This window comes from Lichenihabitans sp. PAMC28606, from assembly GCF_020616535.1.
GTDB classification, from domain to species: domain Bacteria; phylum Pseudomonadota; class Alphaproteobacteria; order Rhizobiales; family Beijerinckiaceae; genus Lichenihabitans; species Lichenihabitans psoromatis.
In genome coordinates, this window is the sequence record NZ_CP085136.1 from 2,013,443 (window position 1) to 2,036,698 (window position 23,256).

The window sequence follows — 23,256 nt, forward strand, 5'->3', positions numbered from 1 at the left end:
GCGCCGGAACACAGCGGCATGGTCGCGATCAAGAGCCACGAGGCGGACCGGTTCATGGCTCGCGATGTCGCGGGCTTTTCGGCCTATCTCGTCTTCGGCACCGACCTCGGCCTTGTGAGCGAACGTGTGCGCCGGATCGGCAAGCTGCTGGTCGACGATCCGAACGACCCGTTTCAGATGGTGCGGCTTTCCGGAGACGATGTCGCGAGCGATCCGGGCCGCCTCGCCGACGAGGCCAACACGATCCCTTTGTTCGGCGGCAAGCGCGCCATTCTGGTCGATGCGGGCGCCAAGGCGCTCGTTCCTGCGCTCGAGCATCACCTTGGGTCCGGCTCCCCCTGCCCGGTTCTGGTCGAGGCCGGCAACCTCAAGAAGGACGCGCCGCTCCGCAAGCTGTTCGAGCGCGGCCGAACCGCCGTCGCGATCGAATGCTACCCGGACGAGGAGCGCGACGTGCTTCGGCTGATCGACGCCGAAGCGGCCGAGGCGGGTATGACGATCGAGCCCGCCGCCAAGCAGATGCTGGCGGCTCTGCTCGGCGCGGATCGGCTGGCCAGCCGATCCGAGATCGCCAAGCTGACGCTCTATGCCCACGGCCGGCCCGCCATTACGCTCGACGATGTCGAAGCCGTGGTGGCCGACGCGTCCGCCATCGCGACCGATGCGCTGATCGACGCCACCTTCACCGGCAACCTTCCGGCCATCGAACAGGCGGCCAGGCGGGTGCTTGGCCACGGCGGGGAGGCCGGCGTGCTGCTCGGCTTCGCCTTGCGACACGCCACATGGCTGCATCGCGCCAAGCTCGACCTCATCGGGGGCGCATCGCTGGATCAGGTGATGGGCACCGCGGCCCGCGTCGGCATCTCGTTCAAACGTAAATCGGCGATTGAACGCCAATTGAAGCTCGGCAGCGGTGAAGCGCTGGGCCGCGCCGTGATGCGGCTCGGCGAGGCTGTCGGAAAGGCGAGGCGCGAACCGGGCCTTGCCCAGAGCCTCGCACTCCGCACCCTCTGGGCCATCGCCCTGTCGATGCAGGGCCGTCCCGGCGCCGGATGACCCACCCTCTTACGTCGGAACCCTGAATGATTCGATATCTCGCACCTGCCGTGCTGGCTAGCCTGCTGCTGCCCCAAGTCGCCAGAGCGGAGCCGCTGCGGCTCGACATGTTCTTCAAAGGGAGTCTCACCGGAACCGGCAGCGTGGATAACAATCGCGAAAGCACGCATCGCGAATTCAAAGCCACCATGAAGGCCAATTGGGACGGCCCGCGCGGCACACTGATCGAAGACCTCCTCTATACGGACGGCGAGAAGAAACACATCGTCTGGACCTTCGAGAAGACCGCCGACGGACGCCTCGTCGGTCACCGCGACGACCTCATCGGCGAGGCCGCTATTTCGCAGGAAGGAGACACGATACGGATGAAATACACCGCGAAAACGCGGCTTCCGACCGGTAAGATCTGGACCCTGTCGTTCGACGATCGGCTCGAACAAATCTCACCCACGACCGTAACGATGACGGGCGACGTCTCGTATCTGTTCATAGGGGTCGGCACGACCAGAATGACGATCGTCAAATCGGGGCATTGAGCCGCAGCGGTGGAATTAACGCCACATCTGCGCATTTCTTAATCAAGGCCCAATGTCTGCGCGCTTACGAGGACCAAAGATGCTCATTCGTCACCGTGAAACATGGTCGATCGCCGAGCGCGACGCCACGCCCGAACACGTCTTCCTCAATCGCCGGTCCTTCGTGGCCGGTGCCGCCCTCGCAGGTGCGGCCCTTGGCACCGGAATCATCGGACTTCCCAGAGGCGCCATGGCGGCCGGCGAAGTCGATCCGTCGGCCTCGCTCTACCCGGCGAAGGCCAACCCGGCCTATACGATTTCGCAAGCCGTGACGCCGGAAGCCGTCAACACGAACTACAATAACTTCTACGAATATGGCGAGACCAAGCATATCGCCGATGCGGCGCAAGCCTTGAAGATCAGGCCATGGATGGTGTCGATCGATGGGATGGTCGACAAGCCGAAGGAGATCGCGATCGACGATCTTCTCAAGGCAATGCCGCTCGAGGAGCGATTGTATCGGCATCGTTGTGTCGAAGCCTGGTCGATGGCGGTGCCGTGGACCGGCTTTCCGGTCAAGGCGCTGGTCGATTTTGCCAAGCCGCTCGGCTCGGCCAAATATATGCAGGTGCAGACGTTCCTGGATCCCAAGATGGCGCCGGGCCAGCGCGGTTTTGTCTATACATGGCCCTATGTCGAGGGTCTGACGATGGCCGAAGCCACCAATGATCTCGCCTTCATGGTGACGGGCGCCTACGGCAAGCCGCTGCCGAAAGCCATGGGAGCGCCGTTGCGTTTGGCGCTGCCGTGGAAATACGGGTTCAAATCGGCGAAATCGATCGTCAAGATCACGTTCACGGACAAGCGCCCGACAACATTCTGGCAGGGGCTCGCCAGCAACGAATATGGGTTTTGGGCCAATGTGAACCCCGGCGTGCCGCATCCGCGCTGGAGCCAGGCCACCGAGGAAGTGCTTGGCACGAGCGAACGCCGCCCGACGATGATCTACAACGGCTATGCCGAGAAAGTCGCGGCGCTTTATACGGACATCAAGGGCGAAAACATCTTCATGTGAGGATGGTGTCTGCCGCCGAGGCCCGGCGGGTCGCGCGCCCGGCCGCTTCGGCGGCGGATTTGGAGACATGCGAGGCCCGGTTGATCGCCTGCAGGTTGGGAAACCCCCAATAGGCGAGAAGCGCGGGCCACTTCACCTCCCGATGATCGCGCCACACCTCGAACAGCGGCGTCCGGTGATCGACCTCGGCGGCGCGCAAAAGGCGCGTTCCGGTCTCTGGGCATTTCCGCTTCTGCAGCCGCCGCAGTACGTTCGCCTGCGCGGTCGGCGCGAGCCAGAGACGCCAGGCTTCCACGCAGCACGCGTGCCACCGGGCACGAGTATTGGGCTTGCCATCGCCCCATAGATCGCGGTGCCAGCCGAATTTAAAGACCGGTTGACCGCAGACGCAGCAATGGCCCGCCCCGCGTGTCAGCGCGCTCTCGCGATAAGGCGCCGGCGGCACGCGAAAGCTCATCGGCAACCCCGATTTCGGCGCGGTCGACAGTCGCCAGGTCCAGCCTTCGGGCGCGCCGCTGCGCTGCGCCAAAGCCCGCGACAACCGGTCGGCCCGCACCGGATGCGCACGCCAATAACTCGCGACGGCGAGGCGCGGCAGCGGCGGAATGAGCGGCCGGCCGAATGCGTGAACCGACACCGCCATAGGAAAGATCGGCGGCATGGCTTTCAAAAGCCGTGCGCGCGCCTGTTCGTTCTTCTGGTCTCGCCATTGCGACATCGCGAATCGCCCTGATGCTGTTGGGCTCGTGCTTACGCCAGCAGGTCGCCTCGTCGCAACGCATCGTCTCATCCGTTATCTGGTTGACTCATCATACCAGTTTTGAATACGGTTGATGAAAGGCACGACAGCGATGCCGAAACGGGGTCGCGCGCCAAGCCCGCCCCTTGACACACCGCTCGATTGTGCAGCATCGAGCGCAGCCGCCTTGGCGATGCGCTGCAGGGAGCGAGACGCGATGACCGTGATTGCATTGTTCGGTGCCGGCGGCAAAATGGGCTACCGGCTCGCCAGCAACCTCAAGGGCTCGCGGTTCGATGTCAGGCATATCGAGGTCAGCGACGCTGGCCGCACGCGGCTGAAGAATGACCTTGGCATCGATTGTGTGCCGCAGGATCAGTCGCTCGACGGCGCAGATGTCGTCGTCCTCGCGGTTCCCGACACGATCATCGGCAAGGTGGCGCATGCCATCTCGCCCAGCCTCAAGGCGGGCACGATGGTGGTGGCGTTGGACGCCGCCGCGCCCTTTGCAGGGCATCTGCCGGAGCGCGCGGATCTCATCTATTTCGTCACCCACCCGTGCCATCCGCCGATCTTCAACGACGAAACCGACATGGAGGCGAAGACCGATTATTTTGGAGGCGTCGCGGCCAAGCAGCATATCGTCAGCTCGCTGATGCAGGGTCCGGATAGCGCCTACGCGCTCGGCGAGGAGATTGCCAAGGTGATTTGGGCGCCGGTCATGCGCTCGCATCGCGTCACCGTCGAGCAGATGGCATTGCTCGAACCCGGCCTGTCCGAAACGGTCTGCGCCACCTTGCTGGTCGTCATGAAAGACGCGATGGACGACGTGATCGCCCGCGGCGTGCCGAAGGATGCCGCCCGCGACTTCCTGCTCGGTCATATGAACGTGCTCGCCTCGGTCATCTTCGAGGAACGGCCAGGATTGTTCTCGGATGCCTGCAACAAGGCCATCGAATTCGGCAAGCCGGTGCTCATGAAGGATGATTGGAAACGCGTGTTCGAACCGCAGGAGATCGCGGCGAGCATCCAGCGCATCACCTGACGCGCCGGCACCGACCAAGCGGCCTCATCGCACGAAGGCCCGACAAGACAACCCACAACGATCATCACGGGAGGACCATAACAATGTTGAAGCGGGCAATTCTCGGTGCGCTCATGGCCAGCACCGTCCTGTTCGGGGCACAAGCCCAGGCCAAGGATCTCATCGCCATCATCACGCCATCGTTCGACAATCCGTTTTTCAAGGCGGAAGCGGATGGCGCCAAAGCCCGAGCCGAAGCGCTGGGCTACGAGACGATCGTGCTGTCGCATGACGACGACACCAGCAAGCAGCTGCAAATGATCGACAGCGTCGTGACGCGCGGCGCAAAAGCCATCATTCTCGACAATGCCGGATCGGACGCCAGCGTCGCAGCCGTCCAGAACGCCAAAAAGGCCGGCGTTCCCTCGTTTTTGATCGACCGTGAGATCAATGCGACCGGCATCGCGGTGTCGCAGATCGTGTCGAACAACTACCAAGGCGCCCAACTCGGCGGCCAGGAATTTGTGAAGACCATGGGCGAAAAGGGCGGGTACGTCGAGCTCACCGGCCGTGACGCCGACGTCAACGCGCATATTCGATCGAAGGGCTATCACGACGTGATGGACGATTATCCCGACATGAAGATGTTGGCGACGCAATCGGCCAATTGGAGCCAGCCCGAGGCTTTCACCAAGATGGAAGCCCTGCTGCAGGCGCATCCCGACCTCAAGGGCGTCATCGCCGGCAACGACACGATGGCCATGGGCGCGCAAGCCGCTCTGAAGGCCGCGAACCGCCCGGACGTGATCGTGGTCGGCTTCGATGGCTCGAACGACGTGCGCGACCAGATCATGGCCGGCACCATCAAGGCGACCGTCTTGCAGCCGGCATTCCGCCAAGCCCAGATGGCCGTCGAGCAGGCCGACCAATATCTGAAGACCAAATCGACGGGCCAGCCCGAGAAGCAGCTGATGGATTGCGTGCTGATCACCAAGGCCAATGCTCCGATGCTCGAGACCTTCCAGCTCAAGCCCTGAGACGTGACCGGGAGGCGCCCGTGCGGCGCTTCCCTTCCCCGCCCCTAAGCACGGTGACCGATGCGCCTTTTCCTTCTGCCCTGCCTCGGTGTCGCGGCCTTGCTTGCGGGCTGCAAGATCGAGAAGACGGCCGTTGTCGACCCCTCGCAGACCGCGACCTCGGTCTTCATCAACGATGCGTCCTTCGATCCGGCCAAAATGGTCGATACGGATTGGGACACGACGATCCTTCCCGCGCTGCGGACCAAGGCCGGCCCTTATGACGAGGTCGCCGATGCGATTGCGGCCAATCCAGATGCGGCCGGCGACCATTTCGGCTTTCGCGAGACGGCAACGGGCGGCCCCTGGACCTATGTGGCCAAGCTCGACGGAACCGTGACGGCCGCCAACACCGAGTCCCGCGCCGCGACGCTCGACATCAAGACGGCAGCGGGGAAGCTCGTGACGGTGCAGATCGGGCCGGTGGTGCGCGGAACGACGATCCGCGACACGGTCACGACCAGACCGTTTGGGTCGTTCAAGAACCAGGTCGACTACGCCCAATTCGGCAAGTCACTCAATGCGAAAGCCAATGCGACGACGCTCGCCAAACTGCCGCGACAGGATCTCATCGGCGCTCACGTGACCGCACTCGGCGCGTTTCAGGCCGGAACTGCCGGCGCCGCGCCACTCTTCACCCCGGTCGAGATCACGGTCGGGGCCAAGCCGTGAGCGCGGCCGACCAGACAAGCGCGACGGCGGACCTCGATCCGAACGGCATCATTTTGACGCTCGATGACGTCTCCAAAGCTTACTCAGGCACGCTGGCGGTCAAACACGCGACGTTCCATGTCCGCAAGGGCTTGGTCAACGTCCTGGTGGGCGAGAATGGCGCCGGTAAATCGACCCTGATGAAGATCATCGCGGGCGTCGAGCAACCGACGCTCGGCCGCATCATGCTCGATGGCAAGCAGGTGCATTTCAACAAGACGGCCGATGCGGTGGCCTGCGGCATCGGCATGGTGTTTCAGGAACTCAACCTGTTCGGCAATCTCTCGGTGGCCGAGAACATCTTCGCGACGCGTGAAATCCGGCGCGGGTTGCGCGGCATCGATCATGCCGAACAGATTCGCCGCGCCGGCGATCTGATGAGGCGGCTCCAAACCGACATCGATCCCCGCGCTATGGTCGAGGATCTGCGGATCGGCCAGCAGCAGCTCGTCGAGATCGCCAAGGCGGTGTCGCAGAACGCCCGCATCCTCATCATGGACGAGCCGACCTCGGCGCTCAGCGCCACCGAGGTCGAGGTTCTGTTTCGCGTCATCGCCGACCTGAAGCGACAGGGCGTCGCCATCGTCTATATTTCGCATCGCCTCGAAGAATTGATCCGCATCGGCGACACCATCACGGTCCTGCGGGATGGTCGCATCACCGGCCACGACCGGATGGCCAACGTCGACACGCATTGGATCGTCCGCCAGATGATCGGGCAGGACGCAAAGGATTTTGCCAAAGGCATCGGTCATACGATCGGCGACGTCGTGTTCACGGCCGAGGATATCAGCCTGCCGCGCATCACCGGCGGCCTCGCGGTCGACCATGTGTCGCTCGACCTGCGCGCCGGGGAAATTCTCGGCGTCTACGGCCTGATGGGGGCGGGCCGCAGCGAATTGCTCGATTGCATCATCGGACGTCAGCGCAACTCGACCGGCAAAGTCACGGTCGAGGGCAAGGCCGTGCAGGCGCTCGATGTCGCAGGCCGCATTCAAAGCGGTATCGCGCTCATTCCGGAGGATCGCCAGCGCGAGGGGCAGGTCGGCATCCTGTCGATCGCCGAAAATCTCACCATGGCGAGCCTGTCACGCTACGTCCGTGGCATCCACATCCAGCGCGCCGACGAGCGGGCCGCCGTCACCGGCATCATCAAGGATCTCTCGATCAAGGTCGTCGATCCGTCGCTGCCGGTGAGTTCGCTCAGCGGCGGCAATCAGCAGAAGGTGGTGATCGGCAAGGCCCTGCTGACCCGTCCCAAGGTGCTGCTGATGGATGAGCCGAGCCGCGGCATCGACGTCGGCGCCAAGGCGGATGTGTTCCTCACCATGCGGCGGCTCGCGGCGCAGGGGCTCGGCATCATCTTCGTGACGTCCGATCTCGAAGAGGTCATGGCCCTCTCGGACCGCATCGCCGTCATGAGCAACGGCAAATTGACCGCCTTGTTTGACCGGACCGACGCGACTGAAGCCAAGGTCGTGGCCGCTTCGGCGCAGGGCCACGCACCCGCCCCAACGCCGCCCTCGATCGCTGTTGAAGGACCTTAAGATCATGACGGCAGTGCCGCAGGCCAATTCCCGCGCAAGCGCCACCAGCGGTTCGCTGCTGCTCAATGTGATGAAGCTTCGCACCTTCATCGCCCTTTTCGCCGTGCTGATCGTCTTCTCGATCCTGGCACCGAACTTCATGTCGAGCGCCAACCTGATTTTGATGGCGAAACATGTCGCGCTGAACGCCTTCCTGGCGATCGGCATGACCTTCGTGATCGTCACCGGCGGCATCGACCTCTCGGTCGGCTCGATCGTCGGCCTCTGCTCGATGGTGGCCGGCGGACTTCTCTTCAACGGGCTGGTGCTACCGGTCGGCTACACGGTCTGGTTCAGCGTCCCCGAAACCGTGCTGGTCACCCTCGCGGTCGGCATCTTCATCGGCTGGATCAACGGGCTTCTGATCACCCGGCTGAACGTGGCACCGTTCATCGCGACGCTGGGGACGCTTTATATCGCGCGCGGGGCGGCGCTGCTGCTCTCGGACGGTCGAACGTTCCCCAACCTCGCCGGTAAGCCGCAACTCGGTAACCAGGGCTTCGACGTCATCGGAGGCGGTCGGTTCCTCAACCTGCCCTATGCGGTCTGGGCGCTGCTGGTGGTGGCGCTGGTGGCCGCTTATGTGGCCCGCTCCACACCGCTCGGGCGCCATATCTTCGCGGTCGGCGGCAACGAACGTGCGGCGGCGCTGTCGGGCATCCGGGTCAATTCCGTGAAGATGTTCGTCTATATGTTCTCGGGTTTCTGTGCCGCCATCGTCGGCCTCATCATCGCGTCCGAGCTCATGGCCGCTCATCCCGCCACCGGCGAGACGTTCGAGCTCAACGCCATCGCGGCGGCGGTCCTCGGCGGCACCTCCATGTCGGGCGGTCGCGGCACCGTCGGCGGCACGGTCATCGGCGCCTTCGTGATCGGCATTCTCTCGGATGGGCTCGTCATGATGGGCGTCAGCTCGTTCTGGCAAACCGTCATCAAGGGCCTCGTCATCGTTGCGGCCGTCGTGGTCGATCAAGCCCAGCGCAAGCTCCAGCAGCGGGTTGCGCTCATGCAGGTCGCCAAGCAGTCATGAGCACCCCTCTGCGCGGCGCCGTCATCGGCTGCGGGTTCTTCGCCCTCAACCAATTGCACGCCTGGCGCGATCTTCCGGATGCGACGATCGTGGCGATCTGCGACCGCGATCCCGCGCGGTTGGTCGAGGTCGGCGACGCCTTCGATATCGCAACCCGCTACACGGATGCGGCGGACCTGTTCGCGAGGGAGCGGCTCGACTTCGTCGACATCGCCACGACCGTGCCCAGCCACCGCGCCCTGGTCGAACTCGCGGCGGCCCACTGCGTCCCGGTGATCTGTCAGAAGCCCTTCGCGGCGTCGATGGCGGATGCACGCGCCATGGTGGCGGCCTGCGATGCGGCGGGCGTGCCTCTGATGGTGCATGAAAACTTTCGCTGGCAGAGCGCCATCCTGGCCGTGAAAGCCGCGATCGAGACGGGCCGGATCGGCCAGCCGTTCTGGGGGCGCGTGTCGTTTCGCTCCGCCTATGATGTGTTTAGCGGCCAGCCCTATCTGGCGACGGGGTCGCGCTTCATCATCGAGGACCTCGGCATTCATGTGCTCGATGTCGCCCGCTTCCTGTTCGGCGACGTCACCCGCCTCACGGCCCGAACACGGCGCGTCAATCCGGCGATCGCGGGCGAGGACGTCGCCACCATGATGCTCGATCACGTCGACGGCCTGACCTCGATCGTCGATTGCTCTTATGCGACCCGACTTGCGCCCGAGCCCTTCCCCGAGACGTTTGTCGAGGTCGACGGATCGCTTGGCACACTCCGTCTCTCGCAAGGCTATCGCCTGACTATCACGACGGTGGACGGCACGAGCGTGGAGGATGTGTCGCCCCCGCTCCTACCCTGGGCGTCACGCCCCTGGCACAATATTCAGGAGAGCGTGATGCTGATCCAACGTCACTGGCTCGCAGCCCTTCGCACCGGAACGGAGCCAGCCACGTCGGGCCGCGATAATCTCAAGACCCTGGCCCTGGTCGAAGCCGCCTATGCCGGAGCATCCGAGGAGCGGTGGGTCGCGACCGCTGAGATTTAAGACGATCGCTCAGGATTGCTGCCATGGTGGGTGTAGAGGCCGCTCGATCGATCGAGATGACGGATCATCGCGGTTTCCGCCTGGTCGGGGTCACGTGCCGCGATCGCCGCGATGATTTCCGCATGTTCGGACAGGGTCAGGGTTTCCTTGCCGGTCCAGATCAGCACATGGGTGTGGTAGTGTTTCAGCCAGTTCAGCATGGCTTCACTGACGCCCGCATAGATCGGGTTGCCCGACAGAGCGGCGATTTGCGTGTGGAATGCCATGTCGGCGGCAATGAACGCCTCGGCCTGACCGAGGCTTTCGCGCTGCCGATCGACCACGGCGTCGAGTTGCGCGATGTCGTCCGGCGTCGCACGCAAGGCCGCCTCCCGCACCATGCCGCGTTCGAAGAAGCGGCGCGCATCTTTAAGATGGTCCAGCGAGTCCGGCGATGTGGTCAGCATGATATTGGCCGCCATATCGACCTGCTGGATCAACGACCGAGCCGTCAATTGACGGACCTTCGCACGCTCACCATGCGAGATCGACAAGAGCCCCATATTGCTGAGTGCCTGCATGGCTTCGCGGATCGCGGGACGCCCGACGCCGAACCGCTCCATCAGATCGCGCTCGGAGGGAATGGCCTCGCCCGGCCGGACGTCGCCACTGGTGATCATCGCCTTCAGTCGATCGAAGACCTCGTCGGACAATTTGCGCCGGATGATGGGATCGGGAACCGACATGGTTTGCGGCCTTGATTGATGCTGTCGACCGTCTGGACGGCGCCCGGTGCAACGATCGTTTATCGCGAAAGCGAGCCGAGACGCTATGCCGATCCTCGTTGACACGGGAGGAGCAGCTCCATCACAAAAGGCATGGTCATCATACCAGCGATGCGGCCCGTATCGTCAAGGCTCGGCACGAGAATGGGAGGAGATCATGCCATCACCGCAACCACGCGAGGTGATCCGCGTCACCTACCGGCTCGAAACGTCGGGCGACATCGACGCCATCGCGGCCAAGATCGCCAGCGATCAGTCGACCGGAACCTTCGTGGACGTGCCCGGCGAAACGCCTGAACTCAAAGCCCGCGTCGCGGCCCGCGTCACGTCCATCCGGCCGCTCGCATCAGTGGATCGGCCATCATGGCCCGAGGCTTGCGCCACAGGCCCCGTTCGGCGGGCCGATGTCGACATCGAATTCCCGCTCGATGCCGTTGGGACCGATCTTGCGGCGCTCACGACGATCGCGCTCGGTGGGGCCTTCTCGATCAAAGGTCTATCCGGCCTTCGCATCGTTGGCCTGACGCTGCCGGATGCCTTCGGCCGCGATCATCCCGGCCCGCAATTCGGCATCGCGGGCAGCCGCCGACTGACCGGGGTCTACGACCGCCCGATCATCGGCACGATCGTCAAGCCCGCCCTCGGCCTGCGGCCGCTCGAGACCGCTGCTTTGGTGCGCGACCTTGTCGAGGCGGATGTCGACTTCATCAAGGACGATGAGAAATTGATGAGCCCGGCCTATTCCAGCCTGGAAGACCGTGTCGGTGCCATCATGCCGATCATTCTCGACCACGAGCAGAAGACCGGCAAGAAGGTGATGTATGCCTTCAACCTGACGAGCCACGACCCCGAACGGATGGTGCGGGACCACGACATCATCGTCAAAGCCGGCGGCAATGCCGCCGTGGTGGCGATCCAGTCGATCGGCTTCGGCGGCATGGCCTTCCTCCGCAAACGATCGAGCCTCGCACTCCACGCGCATCGCGCCGGATGGGACGTGCTGACCCGGCATCCAGGGCTCGGCTTTGATTTTGCGGTCTACCAGCAACTCTGGCGGCTGCTCGGCGTCGACCAATTCCAGATCAACGGCATCGGCGTGAAATATTGGGAGCCGGACGAGTCGTTCGTAGCCTCGTTCGAGGCCGTGACGACGCCGATCTTCTCGGACGCCGATCGGGTGCTGCCGGTCGCGGGCTCGGGCCAATGGGGTGGGCAGGCGCCGGAGACCTATCGGCGGACCGGCCGAACGGTCGATCTCATGTATCTCTGCGGCGGCGGCATCGTCAGCCACCCCGGCGGCCCAGCCGCGGGCGTGCGGGCCGTCCGGCAGGCGTGGGAGGCCGCCGTGGCCGAGATTCCGCTCGCGGCCTATGCCGAGACTCACCCGGACCTCGCCCAATCGATCGCGAAATTCGGAGGCTCCGCCAAGGATGCTTGATCCACATACGCCGCTTCTCGCTTTCTATGGCGACGATCTGACCGGCTCGACCGACGCCATGGAGGCGCTCGCCCAGCACGGCGTGCCGACCGTCCTGTTCATGCAGCAGCCGACCGTTGAGCAACGCGCACGGTTCAGCGAGGCCCGTGCGATCGGCCTCGCCGGAACCAGCCGCAGCGAAACGCCCGACTGGATGCGGCGGCATCTCACGCCCGCCTTCGCATGGCTGCATGGGCTCGGTGCAGAGATCTGCCACTACAAGGTCTGTTCCACCTTCGATTCCAGCCCGGAAATCGGCAGCATCGGATGCGCCATCGAGATCGGCGCCGAGATTTTCGGCCAAGCCAACGTGCCATTGGTGATCGGCGCGCCGGAGTTAAAGCGCTACACGGCCTTCGGAACGCTGTTCGCGGCCTATCAGGGCGCTACCTATCGGATCGACCGTCATCCCGTGATGAGCCGGCACCCGGTGACCCCGATGCACGAGGCCGACCTGCGGCTGCATCTCGCCCGCCAGACCGAGCGCCGGATCGCTCTCGTCGATCTCGCCATGCTGGTGGCCGACGATCGTTCGGCTCGCGTCGACGCGTTGCTGGCGGCTAGCGACGGTGTGGTGATGTTCGATGTCGCCGATGCCAGGACACAAGCAGCGGTGGGCCAAGACCTCTGGCGGCTGCGGCGGAAGGCTTCGTTTGTGGTCGGCTCGTCCGGTGTCGAATATGCGCTGCTCGGTGCTTGGCGCGCGGCAGGCTTGATCGGCGGCAGCATGGCCTTTCCGCATCCAGGCCGCGCCGAGCGGATCGCCGTCGTGTCCGGGAGTTGCTCCCCCACCACCGCACGCCAGATCAGACATGCGGTTGACCACGGCTTCATCGGCCTTCACATCGACGCGCAAAGCCTCAGCGGTCCGGATCGGGAGATAGCGATCGCCGACGCCATCGATCGTGGGCTGGCGGTGCTGCAGACCGGCCGCAGCGTCATTCTCTATACGGCTCTCGGGCCCGACAGCGACCTTGGCGCGTCGCTCGATCCAGCCCAGGGCGGCCGCCATGCCATCGGCGTCGCCTTGGGCCGTATTCTGCGACGGCTCGTGGAAGCCGAAACGCTGACACGCGCCGTCATCGCAGGTGGCGACACGTCGAGCCATGCGTTGCGGGAACTCGACGTCTTCGCGCTCGAAACCAAGCTACCCTTGCCGCAAACGCCCGGATCCCCGCTGTGCAAGGCGTTCAGCGACCATGCGGCTTTCGATGGTTTGGAGATCGCGCTCAAGGGCGGGCAAGTCGGCAATGACGATTATTTCTGTCTGATCCGCGAGGGGGGAGCGTCTGCGCCAACGCCCTAAGGCGGCAATCGGCGGTTTTGACCCGCTCGCTTCACGCCGGACAGGTGCGATCGGATTGGTGGTCACGGTTCCGCTTCAAGGCAAAGCTTGACGGAGCGGCCGGGTTGGGTGCCAAAGCTGGCTTGCTTTATCGACAATGTCGGTCAACCGACTATGTCTCGCCGGAATAGCGGCTGATCGGGCCACGAGCAGGTAGAAACATGATCGCACCATCGACGTTCCTCGTGTTCGGCGCCACCGGCGGGACGGGACAGCATTTCGTGTCGCTGGCGCTCAAGGACGGGCATTCAGTCAAAGCTTTTGCCCGAAGCCCGGCGAAACTCACGGCACAGAACCCGAAACTCAGCGTTCATCAAGGGTCGATCACCGACATCGCCGATATCGACGGCTTGCTGGCCGGGGTCGATTTCGTCGTCGCGATGCTAGGAGACGTGGCCGTCCAACGGGTCACGAAGATCAACACGGCCTTCGTCCACACGCTGGTCCCCGCCATGCGGCGACAGGGCGTCAAACGCTTCCTCTATCAGGCCGGCGGCTTGAGCAGACCCTATAAGGGACACCTCTCGCCCATTCTATGGACCATCCGAAACACGCTCGCCCGCGGCTTCATCGGCCAGCACGAGGACAATGAAGCCGTGATGCAATATCTGGCCGAAGACGCCCGCGACTTGGAGTGGATGGTGCACCGGGCCGGTATCGGCTCCAACGGCGCCTCGAAAGGTGTGTTGAAGCGATCCACGTCGAAGTTCAGCGTGGCGACCTTCGGCGATTGCGCGGCTTACAACTACCGCACGGTTCAGGACGCGACGGCGATTCATACCTGCGATCTAAGCTGCTATGCGAAGAGGGACCAACCTTAGAAGGTCAGGCGCGATGCAGGGATCGTCGACCGATCGACGCTCTCGTCGCATCGCCAGGCGCCCGATCGCCTCGATCTAGATTCACTCCGATCCCGGGAGGTCGCCGAGCGTAACAGGCTTGGCCCGGACCTCCTCGAGTTCGATCAGCGTTCCGGCGCAATCCTTCGGGTGCAGGAACAACACCGGGCGGCCATGGGCGCCGATGCTCGGCTGGCCATCGCCAAGAACGCGCAGACCCTGCGTGAGCAGCCGGTCGCGTGTGTCGATGAGATCATCGACCTCGTAACAAAGATGATGCATGCCGCCCTGCGGATTGCGGGCCAGGAACGTCGCGACCGGCGACGCATCGCCCAGCGGCGCGACCAGTTCGACCTTGCTGCCGGGCAGATCGATGAACACCACCGTGACGCCATGCTCCGGCAGATCCTGGGGTGCCGACACATGGGCCCCGAGCACGTTCTGGTAGAGCGACACGGCCTTGTCGAGATCCGGCACCACGATGGCGACGTGATTCAAGCGTTTCAGCATGGTCGACCTCATGGACGCGGCAGCGTTCGGCTGCTCTAGCAGAAGCCGCGCGAGCGCTCTACTTATCCGTCCGTCGCGGGTACGACGCGAGAGGCCGTCAGGGTCGCGCCCGCCGAGGCGAGGATCACACAAGCGATGGCAATGAATTGGCGGAGCGTCAGATCCTCGCCGAGGATCAACCAGCCGAACAGCGCGCCCAAGGCCGGCTCAAGGCTCATCAGCACACCGAACAACCGCGTCGGCAGCCGCTTCATCGCAACCATTTCGAGGTTATAGGGCAAGGCGCTGGAGAGAACCGCGACCAAAAGCCCGATCGGCAACACCGACCACGACAGCAGCATGCCGCCCGCCTCGGCGACCCCGAACGGCAGCACCAGAAGCGACGCAATCCCGAGCCCGATCGCCGTGGCGCGTCCGCTCGGGACCGTCTCGCCCGCTTTCTGGCCATAGAGGATGTAGACCGCCCATGCGGCGGCGGAGCCGAGACAATAGACGACACCGATCGGGTCGAGCGCCGCGACGGACCCACCGATGGGGAACAGCAAGGCGATCCCGCACGCCGCCAAAACCACCCAAAAGCCGTCCAGCCAGCGCCGCGAATAGCCGATCGCGACCGCGAGGGGTCCGATGAAGTCGATCGCCACCGCAATGCCGAGCGGAATGCGCTGCACTGCGAGGTAAAAGAAGGAGTTCAACGCCGCAAGCGCAATGCCATAAACCAGCAGCGATCGCGTTTCGGATCGATTGAAGCGGCTGCGCCAGGGCGTCGTCAGGCCCCAGAGGATCATGGCCGAGAGCCCAATTCGCAGCAGGGCCGCGCCTTGCGGACCAACCAGCGGAAACAGCTGCTTGGCGAGCGCAGCGCCGAGTTGAAACGAACTCATCGCCACGATTACGATGCCGATCGACACCGCACGCGAGGGGCCGCCGGCCGTTCGGATGTCTGCCGCGGATGCGTCCACGAACGTCAGGACACGATGTCGGCGGCCGTATAGCCCTGGGCGTAGAGAAGCGCCGAGAGATCGCCATGGTCGATCCGCCCATGCGCCGCCGCCGCGACGGCCGGCTTGGCATGGAAGGCGACGCCGAACCCTGCCTCGCCCAGCATCGCGAGATCGTTGGCACCATCCCCGACCGCCATCGTGGCGTCGGCCGTCAGACCGAGCCGATCCCGCAATTCGATCAAGGCGTGCAACTTGGCCTCGCGCCCGAGGATCGGGTCCGCCACCTGCCCGGTGAGCGTCCCATCCTTGATCAGCAGCACGTTGCCGCGGTTCTCATCGAAACCGAGGCGCTCGGCCACCGGCCCCGTGAACAGGGTGAAACCGCCGGACACGAGCGCGCAATAGGCGCCATGCGCCCGCATGGTCTGCACCAGCATCCGCGCACCCGGGGTCAAGGTGATGCGCTCGGCCAAGACTGTCGCGACAATTGAAACAGGCAGCCCGGCCAGCAGCCCGACGCGCTCACGCAAAGCGGGCTCGAACGCGATCTCGCCTCGCATGGCCCGCTCGGTGATGGCTGAGACATGCGCTTTCAGGCCGGCGAAATCGGCCAGTTCGTCGATACATTCCTGACCGATCAGGGTCGAATCCATGTCGGCCAGCAGCAAGCCTTTTCGTCGAGTCGCCTGGGGCTGCACAAAAACGTCGATCTCGTGCGATCGTCCCCAATGCTCGAGCCGAGACTTCACCGCCGACATTGTCTCATCGCCCGGCGTGAATGCGATGTCTGCGGCCTCGGCTGGCGCCAGCCATGTCGGTTCCGCTGCGTCGGGAAGCAGCGCGAAGGCCTCGGCGATACGGGATCGATCGAGAAGACCCGAGCCTTTACGAGCGACGATCGTGGCGACACAAGGGGGAGTGATCGATGGCATGAGACAGGACGGCTCGATGAGGCGGGATGGGAACGGCGCGGCAGAGGCCATCCTCATCGCAGGCCCGACGGCCAGCGGCAAGTCCGCCCTCGCGATCGCGCTCGCGCAACGATATGGCGGAACCATCATCAATGCCGATTCGATGCAGATCTATGCCGATCTCACGGTGCTGTCCTCCCGCCCGGGAGCGGTCGATCTTGCCCAAGCGCCGCATCGCCTTTTCGGCCACGTCGACGGGGCCACACCCTATTCCGTGGCGCGCTGGCTGACCGAGGTCGCGAGCGAGATCGCGGCGGCCCGCCAGGCGAGCAAGCTCCCGATCGTGGTCGGCGGCACCGGCCTCTATTTCAAGGCGCTGACACAAGGGCTGTCGGCCATTCCGACCGTGCCGCAGGCAGTGCGTGACAGGGTCCGACGCGAGGCGGAAAGCCTGCCGGTCGCGACGCTGCATAACCGTCTGGCGTCGCTCGATCCGGCCACGGCAGCCCGGTTGCGGCCGACCGACCCGCAACGCATCATCCGCGCGCTTGAGGTCTTCGAGGCGACAGGTCGATCCTTGGCGAGCTTCCAGGGTGATCGGGAGCCCCCCGTCTTACCGGCCACCGACGTCATCGGACTTTGCCTGACGCCGGAGCGAACCGCCCTCAATGCCCGCATCGATGCCCGGTTCGACCGCATGGTCGCGGATGGGGCGCTCGATGAGGTCGCGACCTTGGCCGGGAGGCGGCTCGATCCGGCGCTCCCGGTCATGCGGGCGCTCGGCGTCCCCTCGTTCCTGTCCTATCTCGATGGATCACTGACGCTGGACACGGCGATCGCGGCCGCCAAGCTGCAGACCCGGCAATATGCCAAGCGGCAGATGACCTTCGCGCGGCATCAATTGGATTTTACGGCGGTGCAGCCCGACGATGCGGCCGCTCTCGCGCTGCTGTTGGGCAATGTCGGCTCAGCGTCGAGCTAATCGCACTTGGCCCTCGACCGAGACGTCCGGCCTCTGCTCGCGAAAGCCGTCGAAATGACGCCGGTCCAAACGGAGCGCCATCGGGGTCGGCCAGCCCATCTCACGCGCCACGATCAAGCCGAGCAGCAAGATCGCATCGGGTTCGTGCAGGATCAGAGCGGCCGGCGCGCGTTGGCCATAGACGAGTTCGAGCAGCACCGCCGCGGCCGACGACGAGCCGATCGTGCCCGGCAGACAGAGCACGAAACCTTCGATCGAGCGCCCGTGTTCGGGATGGCGAACGTCGGCGATCAGCGCGGTCTTCGGATCGACCCCGCCCCAGAAGCTGATCGGCGCGCTGAGGACCAGCGCCGCCGCGCTCACGGGAGCTCCTGGCACCAGAATGTCGGCCGCGACCGTCTCCAACGTCGAGCCGCTCATTGCAGCGCGTCCGTAAAAACCGCACGGCCAAAGACGGCGCTCTCGATACAGTCCGCCAGCGAGCCGTAGATGACGCCATAGCCGGTGTTACCGGGCGCGTAATGAGCGAATTTACCCGAATTCGTCATCAGCACGGCGCCGGGCTTTTCGGGCAGGATCGGCGTCACCACCACGCAGGTGTCGGCCACGATCACGACCCCGGCGCGCTCGAGGGACGCGCGACGTCCGTTCGCCTCCAGCACCGCAAGGGCATGGCGGCCGGTGCAGGCGTAGAGCGGAACCGCAAGCCGGCGCCCTGCCAATCCCGCTTCGAGCCGGTCGAACTCGCCGACCGAAAGATGCGGACTGCCGATCGCGACCGCATCGATCGCACCGGCTGCCCCGACGGTCGAGAGCCGCGTCCGCGCATCGGCCATCATGGCGGGCGTCACGACGATCAGCGCCTCGGGTGGTTCATGGCCCTGTGCGGTCTCGAGGTCCGGCGCCTCCGGCGTCACGCCGGCAACATGAAACAGCCCGACCGAACCGGCCGAGGCCGATGCTGCTCCGAAGGCCTTGAGCGCATCCTCGCCCGGATGACGTTGGACACCGGTCACGACCCCGACGCTCTCGCCGACGGCACGGCCGAAGAAGCTGCCAAGGATCGGCCATGCGACATCGGAGGCGAGGAACGCCGCTCCAAGCGCCGAGACATCCACCACGACGCGCGCGCGACGGTTCTCGGCGCGGTGCAGACCGTAATCGGGTGCGCGGCCGGCGATCGCGCAGGCGATGTCGAGAAAGTCGCCATAGCGGTTGGTGCGCGCGCCCAGCACCGAATTGCAGAACACGACGGCATTGGATTCGCCCCAGGCGACGTCGCTGCCCTGGTCCGGGCGATGCCCCGCCTGATAGGGCGCGCAGGTCCAGGTCGGTTCGCAGCCGAGTGTCCGATAGGCGGTCATCATCCGCCGCGCCATGGCGCGTTCGGCCGGCGGTAGACGGTTTTGCGAACAGCCCGTCAGGTCGAGCGAGCCGACGTTGAGGGTCGCCCTCACCGCGACTTTTGCGCCGCCTTCGACCAGACGCTCGGCAAAGAGCGTGCCTGAATCGCCATGGTAGAGCGCACCGTCAATATGGGCCGAGGCGATCGGGATCAATCGGGAGGCGCCCATCAGCCGAGCCGTTTCGACCACGATCCGCATCGCGATCGCCGGGCCGTCGGCACCAGCCGCGACCTCGCGTTCATGGTCGGAGAGGTGGAGCGCCATGCCAACGATCCTCGGTCAGCGGAACGGCGGCTCGTCGAAACTGCGCAGCTTGCGCGAATGCAAGCCCGATCGATCGAGCCGCAAGACGTCGAGTGCCGCGAGGCCGATCAGCAGATGTTCGGCGACCGCACGCTCGTAAAATGCGCTGGCGGAACCTGGCAGTTTGATCTCGCCGTGCAAAGGTTTGTCGGAGACGCACAACAGCGTCCCATAGGGGACGCGCAGGCGGTAGCCCTGCGCCGCCACGGTCCCGCTTTCCATATCGACCGCGATCGACCGGGACAGATTGATGCTGCGACGCTCCTGCGAAAACCGGAGTTCCCAGTTACGGTCGTCGTAGGTCACCACCGTACCGGTCCGCAGCCGCTGCTTCAGATCATCCGGTGACTCGCCCGTCACGGCGGCAGCGGCCGATTGAAGCGCGAGTTGCACTTCGGCGAGGGCCGGTACGGGCACGTCGGTCGGCACGAGGTCATCGAGAATGCGGTCGCGCCGCAGGTATCCATGCGCCAGCACATAGTCGCCGATGGTCTGCGATTGCCGCAAGCCGCCGCAATGACCGACCATCAGCCAGCAATGCGGACGCATCACCGCCAGATGATCCGTGATGGTTTTGGCGTTGGACGGCCCCACCCCGATGTTGATCAGCGTCTTGCCATATTGTGCGCCCGAGGCGTCCCGCCCGACGAGGTGATAGGCCGGCATCTGGTAGCGGTGCCACGGCGAGGCGGCGATCACGGCATCCGGATCGGCGCTGGCGGCCTCGTGCCGTTCGACCGTCACGCCGCCCGGCAGGATCAGCCGATCGAACCCACCCTCGCCCCGCGCCAAGGTAGCGAGACCGACGCGAACGAATTGATCGACATAGCGGTGATAGTTGGTCAGCAGGATCCAAGGCTGGGTGTTGCGCCAATCCGACCCCGTGTAATGGACGAGCCGGCGGAGCGAGAAATCCACCCGAACGGCGTCGAACAACGCCAGAGGCCGCGAATCGTCCCCTTCCGGGATCTGCCATAGCCCATCGGCGATCTCGTCTCCCACGGCCGACAGGAGCGGGGTCGGAAAATGATGGGCGAGATCGGCCGATGTCTTGCCGCTCCGGGCCAGATCGGCGCCGGGCTCGACCACATAAGGATAGGGAATTTCCTGCGCGCTGACGCCGACCTCGAGCGTCGCACCATAGTCGTTCACCAGCGGGTTCAATTGATCGAGCAGATAGGGCGCGAAAAAATCCGGCTGTGTGACCGTGGTCGAATAAATGCCGGGGCCCTGAAACTTGGCGGTCGCCCGCTTGATGCGCGGCATCGGGCCGCCCGGGGCGTAAGTGACGCGAAGCTCGGGATACCGAAACGTGAGGCGGGTGGTGTGATCGGGCGCCGCCCCACCATCGAGGAACGTCGCCAGCGATGACCGCAGGGCCTCTGTCGCACTGGCGTAGAGGGAGCAAAGCCGCCCGACCGCTTCGGCGGGCGAGTCCATCGTCTCCATCGGCCTGAGTTCGTCGGTCCGCACCCGCGCCCCCGTCTGGTTTGTCCCGCCGGATCGAAGTCGGTCCGACCACAACAACGAGCGCGGCCGCGTCAGGTCGCGCGCCAGAGGGATGCACCGGACCGAGCAGTGACGCAAGCCGCGCGCAAATGGCTGCGGTGGCACGACATGGCGTTAATTGTCCGCTGCTGGTCCGCCGCATGTCTTTCGGGCTGGCATCAGGCGTCTATCGTGGCATGATCCTCGAACAAAGGTTCACGCTCATGTCGGCCCACGATACCGCGCTGCTCGTCATCGATGTCCAGCAATCCTTCCTGCATCGCCCCTACTTCGACGCGGCCGACGTCCCCGACTTCATGGCCGCGGTGCAGGCCCTCGTCGATGGCGCGGTGCGCCAGTCGATCCCGGTGCTGCAGGTCTTTCATGTGGAGAAGGAGGGCGTGTTCTCACTCGCATCCGGCCACGTCCAAACCCTGTCGCCGCTCGCGATCGAGCCCACGGCAATCTTCCACAAGCAGCGGCATAGCGCGCTCGTCGGAAGCGGGCTCGGCGTTTGGCTGGTGGAGCACGGCATTCGCCGGGTGATCGTTGCGGGCATCCGCACCGAGCAATGCTGCGAAACGACAACGCGGCAGCTGTCCGACTTCGGCTATCAGGTCGATTTCGTCTCGGACGCGACCCTGACGTTTCCGATGACGGATGCGGCCGGCAAGGTCTGGACCGCCGCCGACATCAAGGCACGAACCGAACTCGTTCTCGCGGATCGCTTCGCCCGGATCGCGACTGTCGATCAGGCGCTTGCCGGGGCCGGGATGACGATCGCCGCATGAGCAGCGTTCGGCACATCCCCGTCATCGTGGTGCTTCCCCCGCGCACGCTGCTGCTGGATGTCGCCGGGCCGATCGAGGTTGTGCGGAAAGCCAATCTCGATCAGGCTGCGGTCGCATTCGACGTGACCTACGTCGGGCCGAGAGCCTCGCTCCCGACCTCGATCGGGCTGGAGATCGGCGGGATCGCACCTTTGCCGGACCGGCTTCCCGATGGTGCGATCGTGGTGCTGGTCGGCAGTGCCGATGTCATTATGAACGTCGACAGCACCGATGTCAGCATGCCGGCCCTGGACGAGCGAAGCCTTGCCGACCACGCCGACGACGCCCTGATCGTGACATGGCTGCGCGACACGATCAGGGATGGCCTTCGGCTTGTGTCCATCTGCTCGGGCGCTCTGCTGGCCGGCCGGGCGGGGCTGCTCGACGGCTATGATTGCACGACGCATCACGCCTGCTGTGCCGACCTTGCACGGCTCGCGCCACGCGCCCGCGTCATCGAGAATCGTCTCTTCGTTGAGGATCGCGACCGGCTGAGCAGCGCCGGCATCACGGCCGGTATCGACCTCATGCTCCACCTCGTGGCGCAGCTCATCGGACCGGCCTGCGCGCTGGCGGTGGCGCGATATCTCGTCGTCTATCTCAGGCGCGGCGGCGGCGATCCGCAACTCTCGCCCTGGCTGGAAGGCCGCAACCACCTGCACCCCGTGGTGCATCGCGCCCAGGATGCGATCGCCGGCGATCCGGCGCGAGCCTGGACCCTCGCGGACCTCGCCGCCATCGCTTACGCGAGCCCGCGCCACCTGTCCCGTCTCTTCAACGACCATGCCGGCATGAGCCTGACGGATTACATCAATCGCTTGCGCGTCTCGCTCGCGCGCGAATTGCTCGGGCAGACGCGGCTCGATCTCGAGCATGTCGCCGAACGATCCGGTTTTGCATCGGCGCGCCAGTTGCGCCGCGCCTGGAGCCGCTTCAATGCGACGCCGCCAAGCCAGGCGCGTCGCAGCGCGGGTTAAGCGCGCCGCGCCAGGACGAGGCGCAGCCCGAAGGCGACGAAGACGAGGCCAGTCAGTCTGTCCAGCCACGCCACGATGGCGGGCCGCTGCAAGTGCGGGCGAAGCCGATCCATGCCGAGGATCAGAAGCGACAGCCAGGTGATGCCGATGAGGTCGTGATAGATCGCGAGGCCAAAGATGTAGGGGGCCGGCGCATAGCCCACCGGCACGAATTGCGGCAGGAACGACACGTAGAACACACCGATCTTCGGGTTGAGGAGATTGGTCAACAGCCCCCGCCACAGCCATGTCGTGGCCGACATTGGGGTGGGCGCTTCGGCACCGATCGCGAACGACTGCCGCGGTCGCACGAGTAGCGTGAGGCCGACATAGACCAGATAGGCGGCGCCAACCCAGGTCAGCGCCGTATAGGCGGAAGAGGAGGCCTGCAGCAGAGCCCCGAGCCCGACCGCGACGGCCGCGCCCCAGATCAGGCATCCAAGCTGGATCCCCACCATGGCCATCACGGCTGCGGTCCGCCCCTCACCGGCTGCCGTCCGCAGCACCAGCGCGGTGTCGAGCCCCGGCGTGATGGTCAGCAAACCGCCCGCCAGGAGGAAGGCGGCGAGCGATTGGACCAGGGTCATGCCGCGACCTCTCG

Annotated in this window: 24 protein-coding genes; 15 read left to right on the top strand and 9 right to left on the bottom strand. The window is 64.9% G+C overall.

Annotated elements, in window-relative coordinates:
- Positions 1-18: 18 nt before the first annotated feature.
- The 3 genes from holA to msrP all read left to right on the top strand — a co-directional run bounded on the left by holA (position 19) and on the right by msrP (position 2,646).
- A complete protein-coding gene (holA, locus tag LGH83_RS09550) occupies positions 19-1,056 on the top strand; it encodes a DNA polymerase III subunit delta (protein WP_131113211.1) in 1,038 nt (345 codons plus the stop codon).
- Between the two features lie 26 nt (positions 1,057-1,082).
- Positions 1,083-1,592 (top strand): DUF3833 family protein, encoded by a 510-nt coding sequence (locus LGH83_RS09555; RefSeq protein ID WP_227401584.1) that lies wholly within the window; start codon positions 1,083-1,085, stop codon positions 1,590-1,592.
- Positions 1,593-1,671: 79 nt separating this feature from the next.
- A complete protein-coding gene (msrP, locus tag LGH83_RS09560; RefSeq protein WP_227401585.1) occupies positions 1,672-2,646 on the top strand; it encodes a protein-methionine-sulfoxide reductase catalytic subunit MsrP in 975 nt (324 codons plus the stop codon).
- On the opposite strand, the gene LGH83_RS09565 is transcribed toward msrP, so the two are convergent.
- Positions 2,639-3,364, bottom strand: coding sequence for a hypothetical protein (locus LGH83_RS09565; protein ID WP_227401586.1), 726 nt, complete (start codon positions 3,362-3,364; stop codon positions 2,639-2,641). The two genes, msrP and LGH83_RS09565, sit on opposite strands and share 8 nt — an antisense overlap.
- A 238-nt stretch (positions 3,365-3,602) precedes the next feature.
- Here LGH83_RS09565 and LGH83_RS09570 point away from each other — a divergent pair, with 238 nt between their 5' ends.
- From LGH83_RS09570 to LGH83_RS09595, 6 genes are all read left to right on the top strand, one after another.
- A complete protein-coding gene (locus LGH83_RS09570; RefSeq protein WP_227401587.1) occupies positions 3,603-4,430 on the top strand; it encodes a phosphogluconate dehydrogenase C-terminal domain-containing protein in 828 nt (275 codons plus the stop codon).
- A gap of 83 nt (positions 4,431-4,513) precedes the next feature.
- Positions 4,514-5,446, top strand: a complete 933-nt coding sequence (locus tag LGH83_RS09575; protein WP_413771132.1) for a D-ribose ABC transporter substrate-binding protein — start codon at positions 4,514-4,516, stop codon at positions 5,444-5,446.
- A 60-nt stretch (positions 5,447-5,506) separates the two neighbouring features.
- A complete protein-coding gene (locus LGH83_RS09580) occupies positions 5,507-6,157 on the top strand; it encodes a DUF2291 family protein (RefSeq protein ID WP_227401588.1) in 651 nt (216 codons plus the stop codon).
- Positions 6,154-7,743, top strand: coding sequence for a sugar ABC transporter ATP-binding protein (locus LGH83_RS09585; RefSeq protein WP_227401589.1), 1,590 nt, complete (start codon positions 6,154-6,156; stop codon positions 7,741-7,743). Before LGH83_RS09580 ends, LGH83_RS09585 begins: the two co-directional genes overlap by 4 nt.
- 4 nt (positions 7,744-7,747) lie before the next feature.
- The gene (locus LGH83_RS09590) at positions 7,748-8,812 is read left to right on the top strand and encodes an ABC transporter permease (protein WP_227401590.1); all 1,065 of its coding nucleotides are present in this window, start codon (positions 7,748-7,750) and stop codon (positions 8,810-8,812) included.
- Entirely contained in the window at positions 8,809-9,840 is a 1,032-nt protein-coding gene (locus LGH83_RS09595; protein ID WP_227401591.1) for a Gfo/Idh/MocA family protein, read from the top strand. Before LGH83_RS09590 ends, LGH83_RS09595 begins: the two co-directional genes overlap by 4 nt.
- On the opposite strand, the gene LGH83_RS09600 is transcribed toward LGH83_RS09595, so the two are convergent.
- Positions 9,837-10,565 carry a transcriptional regulator NanR gene (locus LGH83_RS09600; RefSeq protein ID WP_227401592.1) on the bottom strand — a complete coding sequence of 243 codons (729 nt, stop codon included), beginning with the start codon at positions 10,563-10,565 and terminating at the stop codon, positions 9,837-9,839. The two genes, LGH83_RS09595 and LGH83_RS09600, sit on opposite strands and share 4 nt — an antisense overlap.
- A gap of 196 nt (positions 10,566-10,761) precedes the next feature.
- Here LGH83_RS09600 and oiaX point away from each other — a divergent pair, with 196 nt between their 5' ends.
- The 3 genes from oiaX (at position 10,762) to LGH83_RS09615 (ending at position 14,247) form a co-directional block, all read left to right on the top strand.
- The gene (oiaX, locus tag LGH83_RS09605; protein WP_227401593.1) at positions 10,762-12,042 is read left to right on the top strand and encodes a 3-oxo-isoapionate-4-phosphate decarboxylase OiaX; all 1,281 of its coding nucleotides are present in this window, start codon (positions 10,762-10,764) and stop codon (positions 12,040-12,042) included.
- Positions 12,035-13,387, top strand: coding sequence for a four-carbon acid sugar kinase family protein (locus tag LGH83_RS09610; protein WP_227401594.1), 1,353 nt, complete (start codon positions 12,035-12,037; stop codon positions 13,385-13,387). Before oiaX ends, LGH83_RS09610 begins: the two co-directional genes overlap by 8 nt.
- A 200-nt stretch (positions 13,388-13,587) precedes the next feature.
- The gene (locus LGH83_RS09615; RefSeq protein ID WP_227401595.1) at positions 13,588-14,247 is read left to right on the top strand and encodes an NAD(P)-dependent oxidoreductase; all 660 of its coding nucleotides are present in this window, start codon (positions 13,588-13,590) and stop codon (positions 14,245-14,247) included.
- An 81-nt stretch (positions 14,248-14,328) separates the two neighbouring features.
- On the opposite strand, the gene mce is transcribed toward LGH83_RS09615, so the two are convergent.
- The 3 genes from mce to serB form a co-directional block, all read right to left on the bottom strand.
- Entirely contained in the window at positions 14,329-14,775 is a 447-nt protein-coding gene (gene mce / locus LGH83_RS09620; protein WP_227401596.1) for a methylmalonyl-CoA epimerase, read from the bottom strand.
- A gap of 62 nt (positions 14,776-14,837) precedes the next feature.
- Positions 14,838-15,737: an EamA family transporter gene (locus tag LGH83_RS09625; protein WP_227401597.1), complete on the bottom strand. Its 900-nt coding sequence runs from the start codon at positions 15,735-15,737 to the stop codon at positions 14,838-14,840.
- A 5-nt stretch (positions 15,738-15,742) separates the two neighbouring features.
- Entirely contained in the window at positions 15,743-16,651 is a 909-nt protein-coding gene (serB, locus tag LGH83_RS09630) for a phosphoserine phosphatase SerB (RefSeq protein WP_227401598.1), read from the bottom strand.
- A 16-nt stretch (positions 16,652-16,667) separates the two neighbouring features.
- On the opposite strand from serB, the gene miaA reads away from it, so the two are divergent.
- Positions 16,668-17,612, top strand: coding sequence for a tRNA (adenosine(37)-N6)-dimethylallyltransferase MiaA (gene miaA, locus LGH83_RS09635; protein WP_227401599.1), 945 nt, complete (start codon positions 16,668-16,670; stop codon positions 17,610-17,612).
- On the opposite strand, the gene LGH83_RS09640 is transcribed toward miaA, so the two are convergent.
- From LGH83_RS09640 to LGH83_RS09650, 3 genes are read right to left on the bottom strand one after another with little or no spacing between them, the layout of a single operon-like run.
- The gene (locus tag LGH83_RS09640; RefSeq protein ID WP_227401600.1) at positions 17,598-18,032 is read right to left on the bottom strand and encodes an aconitase X swivel domain-containing protein; all 435 of its coding nucleotides are present in this window, start codon (positions 18,030-18,032) and stop codon (positions 17,598-17,600) included. The two genes, miaA and LGH83_RS09640, sit on opposite strands and share 15 nt — an antisense overlap.
- The gene (locus tag LGH83_RS09645; protein ID WP_227401601.1) at positions 18,029-19,282 is read right to left on the bottom strand and encodes an aconitase X; all 1,254 of its coding nucleotides are present in this window, start codon (positions 19,280-19,282) and stop codon (positions 18,029-18,031) included. Before LGH83_RS09645 ends, LGH83_RS09640 begins: the two co-directional genes overlap by 4 nt.
- Positions 19,283-19,297: 15 nt before the next feature.
- Positions 19,298-20,794, bottom strand: a complete 1,497-nt coding sequence (locus LGH83_RS09650) for an AMP nucleosidase (protein ID WP_413771133.1) — start codon at positions 20,792-20,794, stop codon at positions 19,298-19,300.
- Positions 20,795-21,033: 239 nt separating this feature from the next.
- Here LGH83_RS09650 and LGH83_RS09655 point away from each other — a divergent pair, with 239 nt between their 5' ends.
- Together LGH83_RS09655 and LGH83_RS09660 are read left to right on the top strand one after the other, a co-directional pair.
- Complete coding sequence (locus LGH83_RS09655; RefSeq protein ID WP_227401795.1) at positions 21,034-21,600, top strand: isochorismatase family protein; 567 nt, start codon at positions 21,034-21,036, stop codon at positions 21,598-21,600.
- Positions 21,597-22,616: a GlxA family transcriptional regulator gene (locus LGH83_RS09660; protein WP_227401603.1), complete on the top strand. Its 1,020-nt coding sequence runs from the start codon at positions 21,597-21,599 to the stop codon at positions 22,614-22,616. Before LGH83_RS09655 ends, LGH83_RS09660 begins: the two co-directional genes overlap by 4 nt.
- Here LGH83_RS09660 and LGH83_RS09665 read toward each other — a convergent pair.
- Positions 22,613-23,242, bottom strand: coding sequence for a LysE family translocator (locus LGH83_RS09665; protein ID WP_227401604.1), 630 nt, complete (start codon positions 23,240-23,242; stop codon positions 22,613-22,615). The two genes, LGH83_RS09660 and LGH83_RS09665, sit on opposite strands and share 4 nt — an antisense overlap.
- Positions 23,243-23,256: the final 14 nt, after the last annotated feature.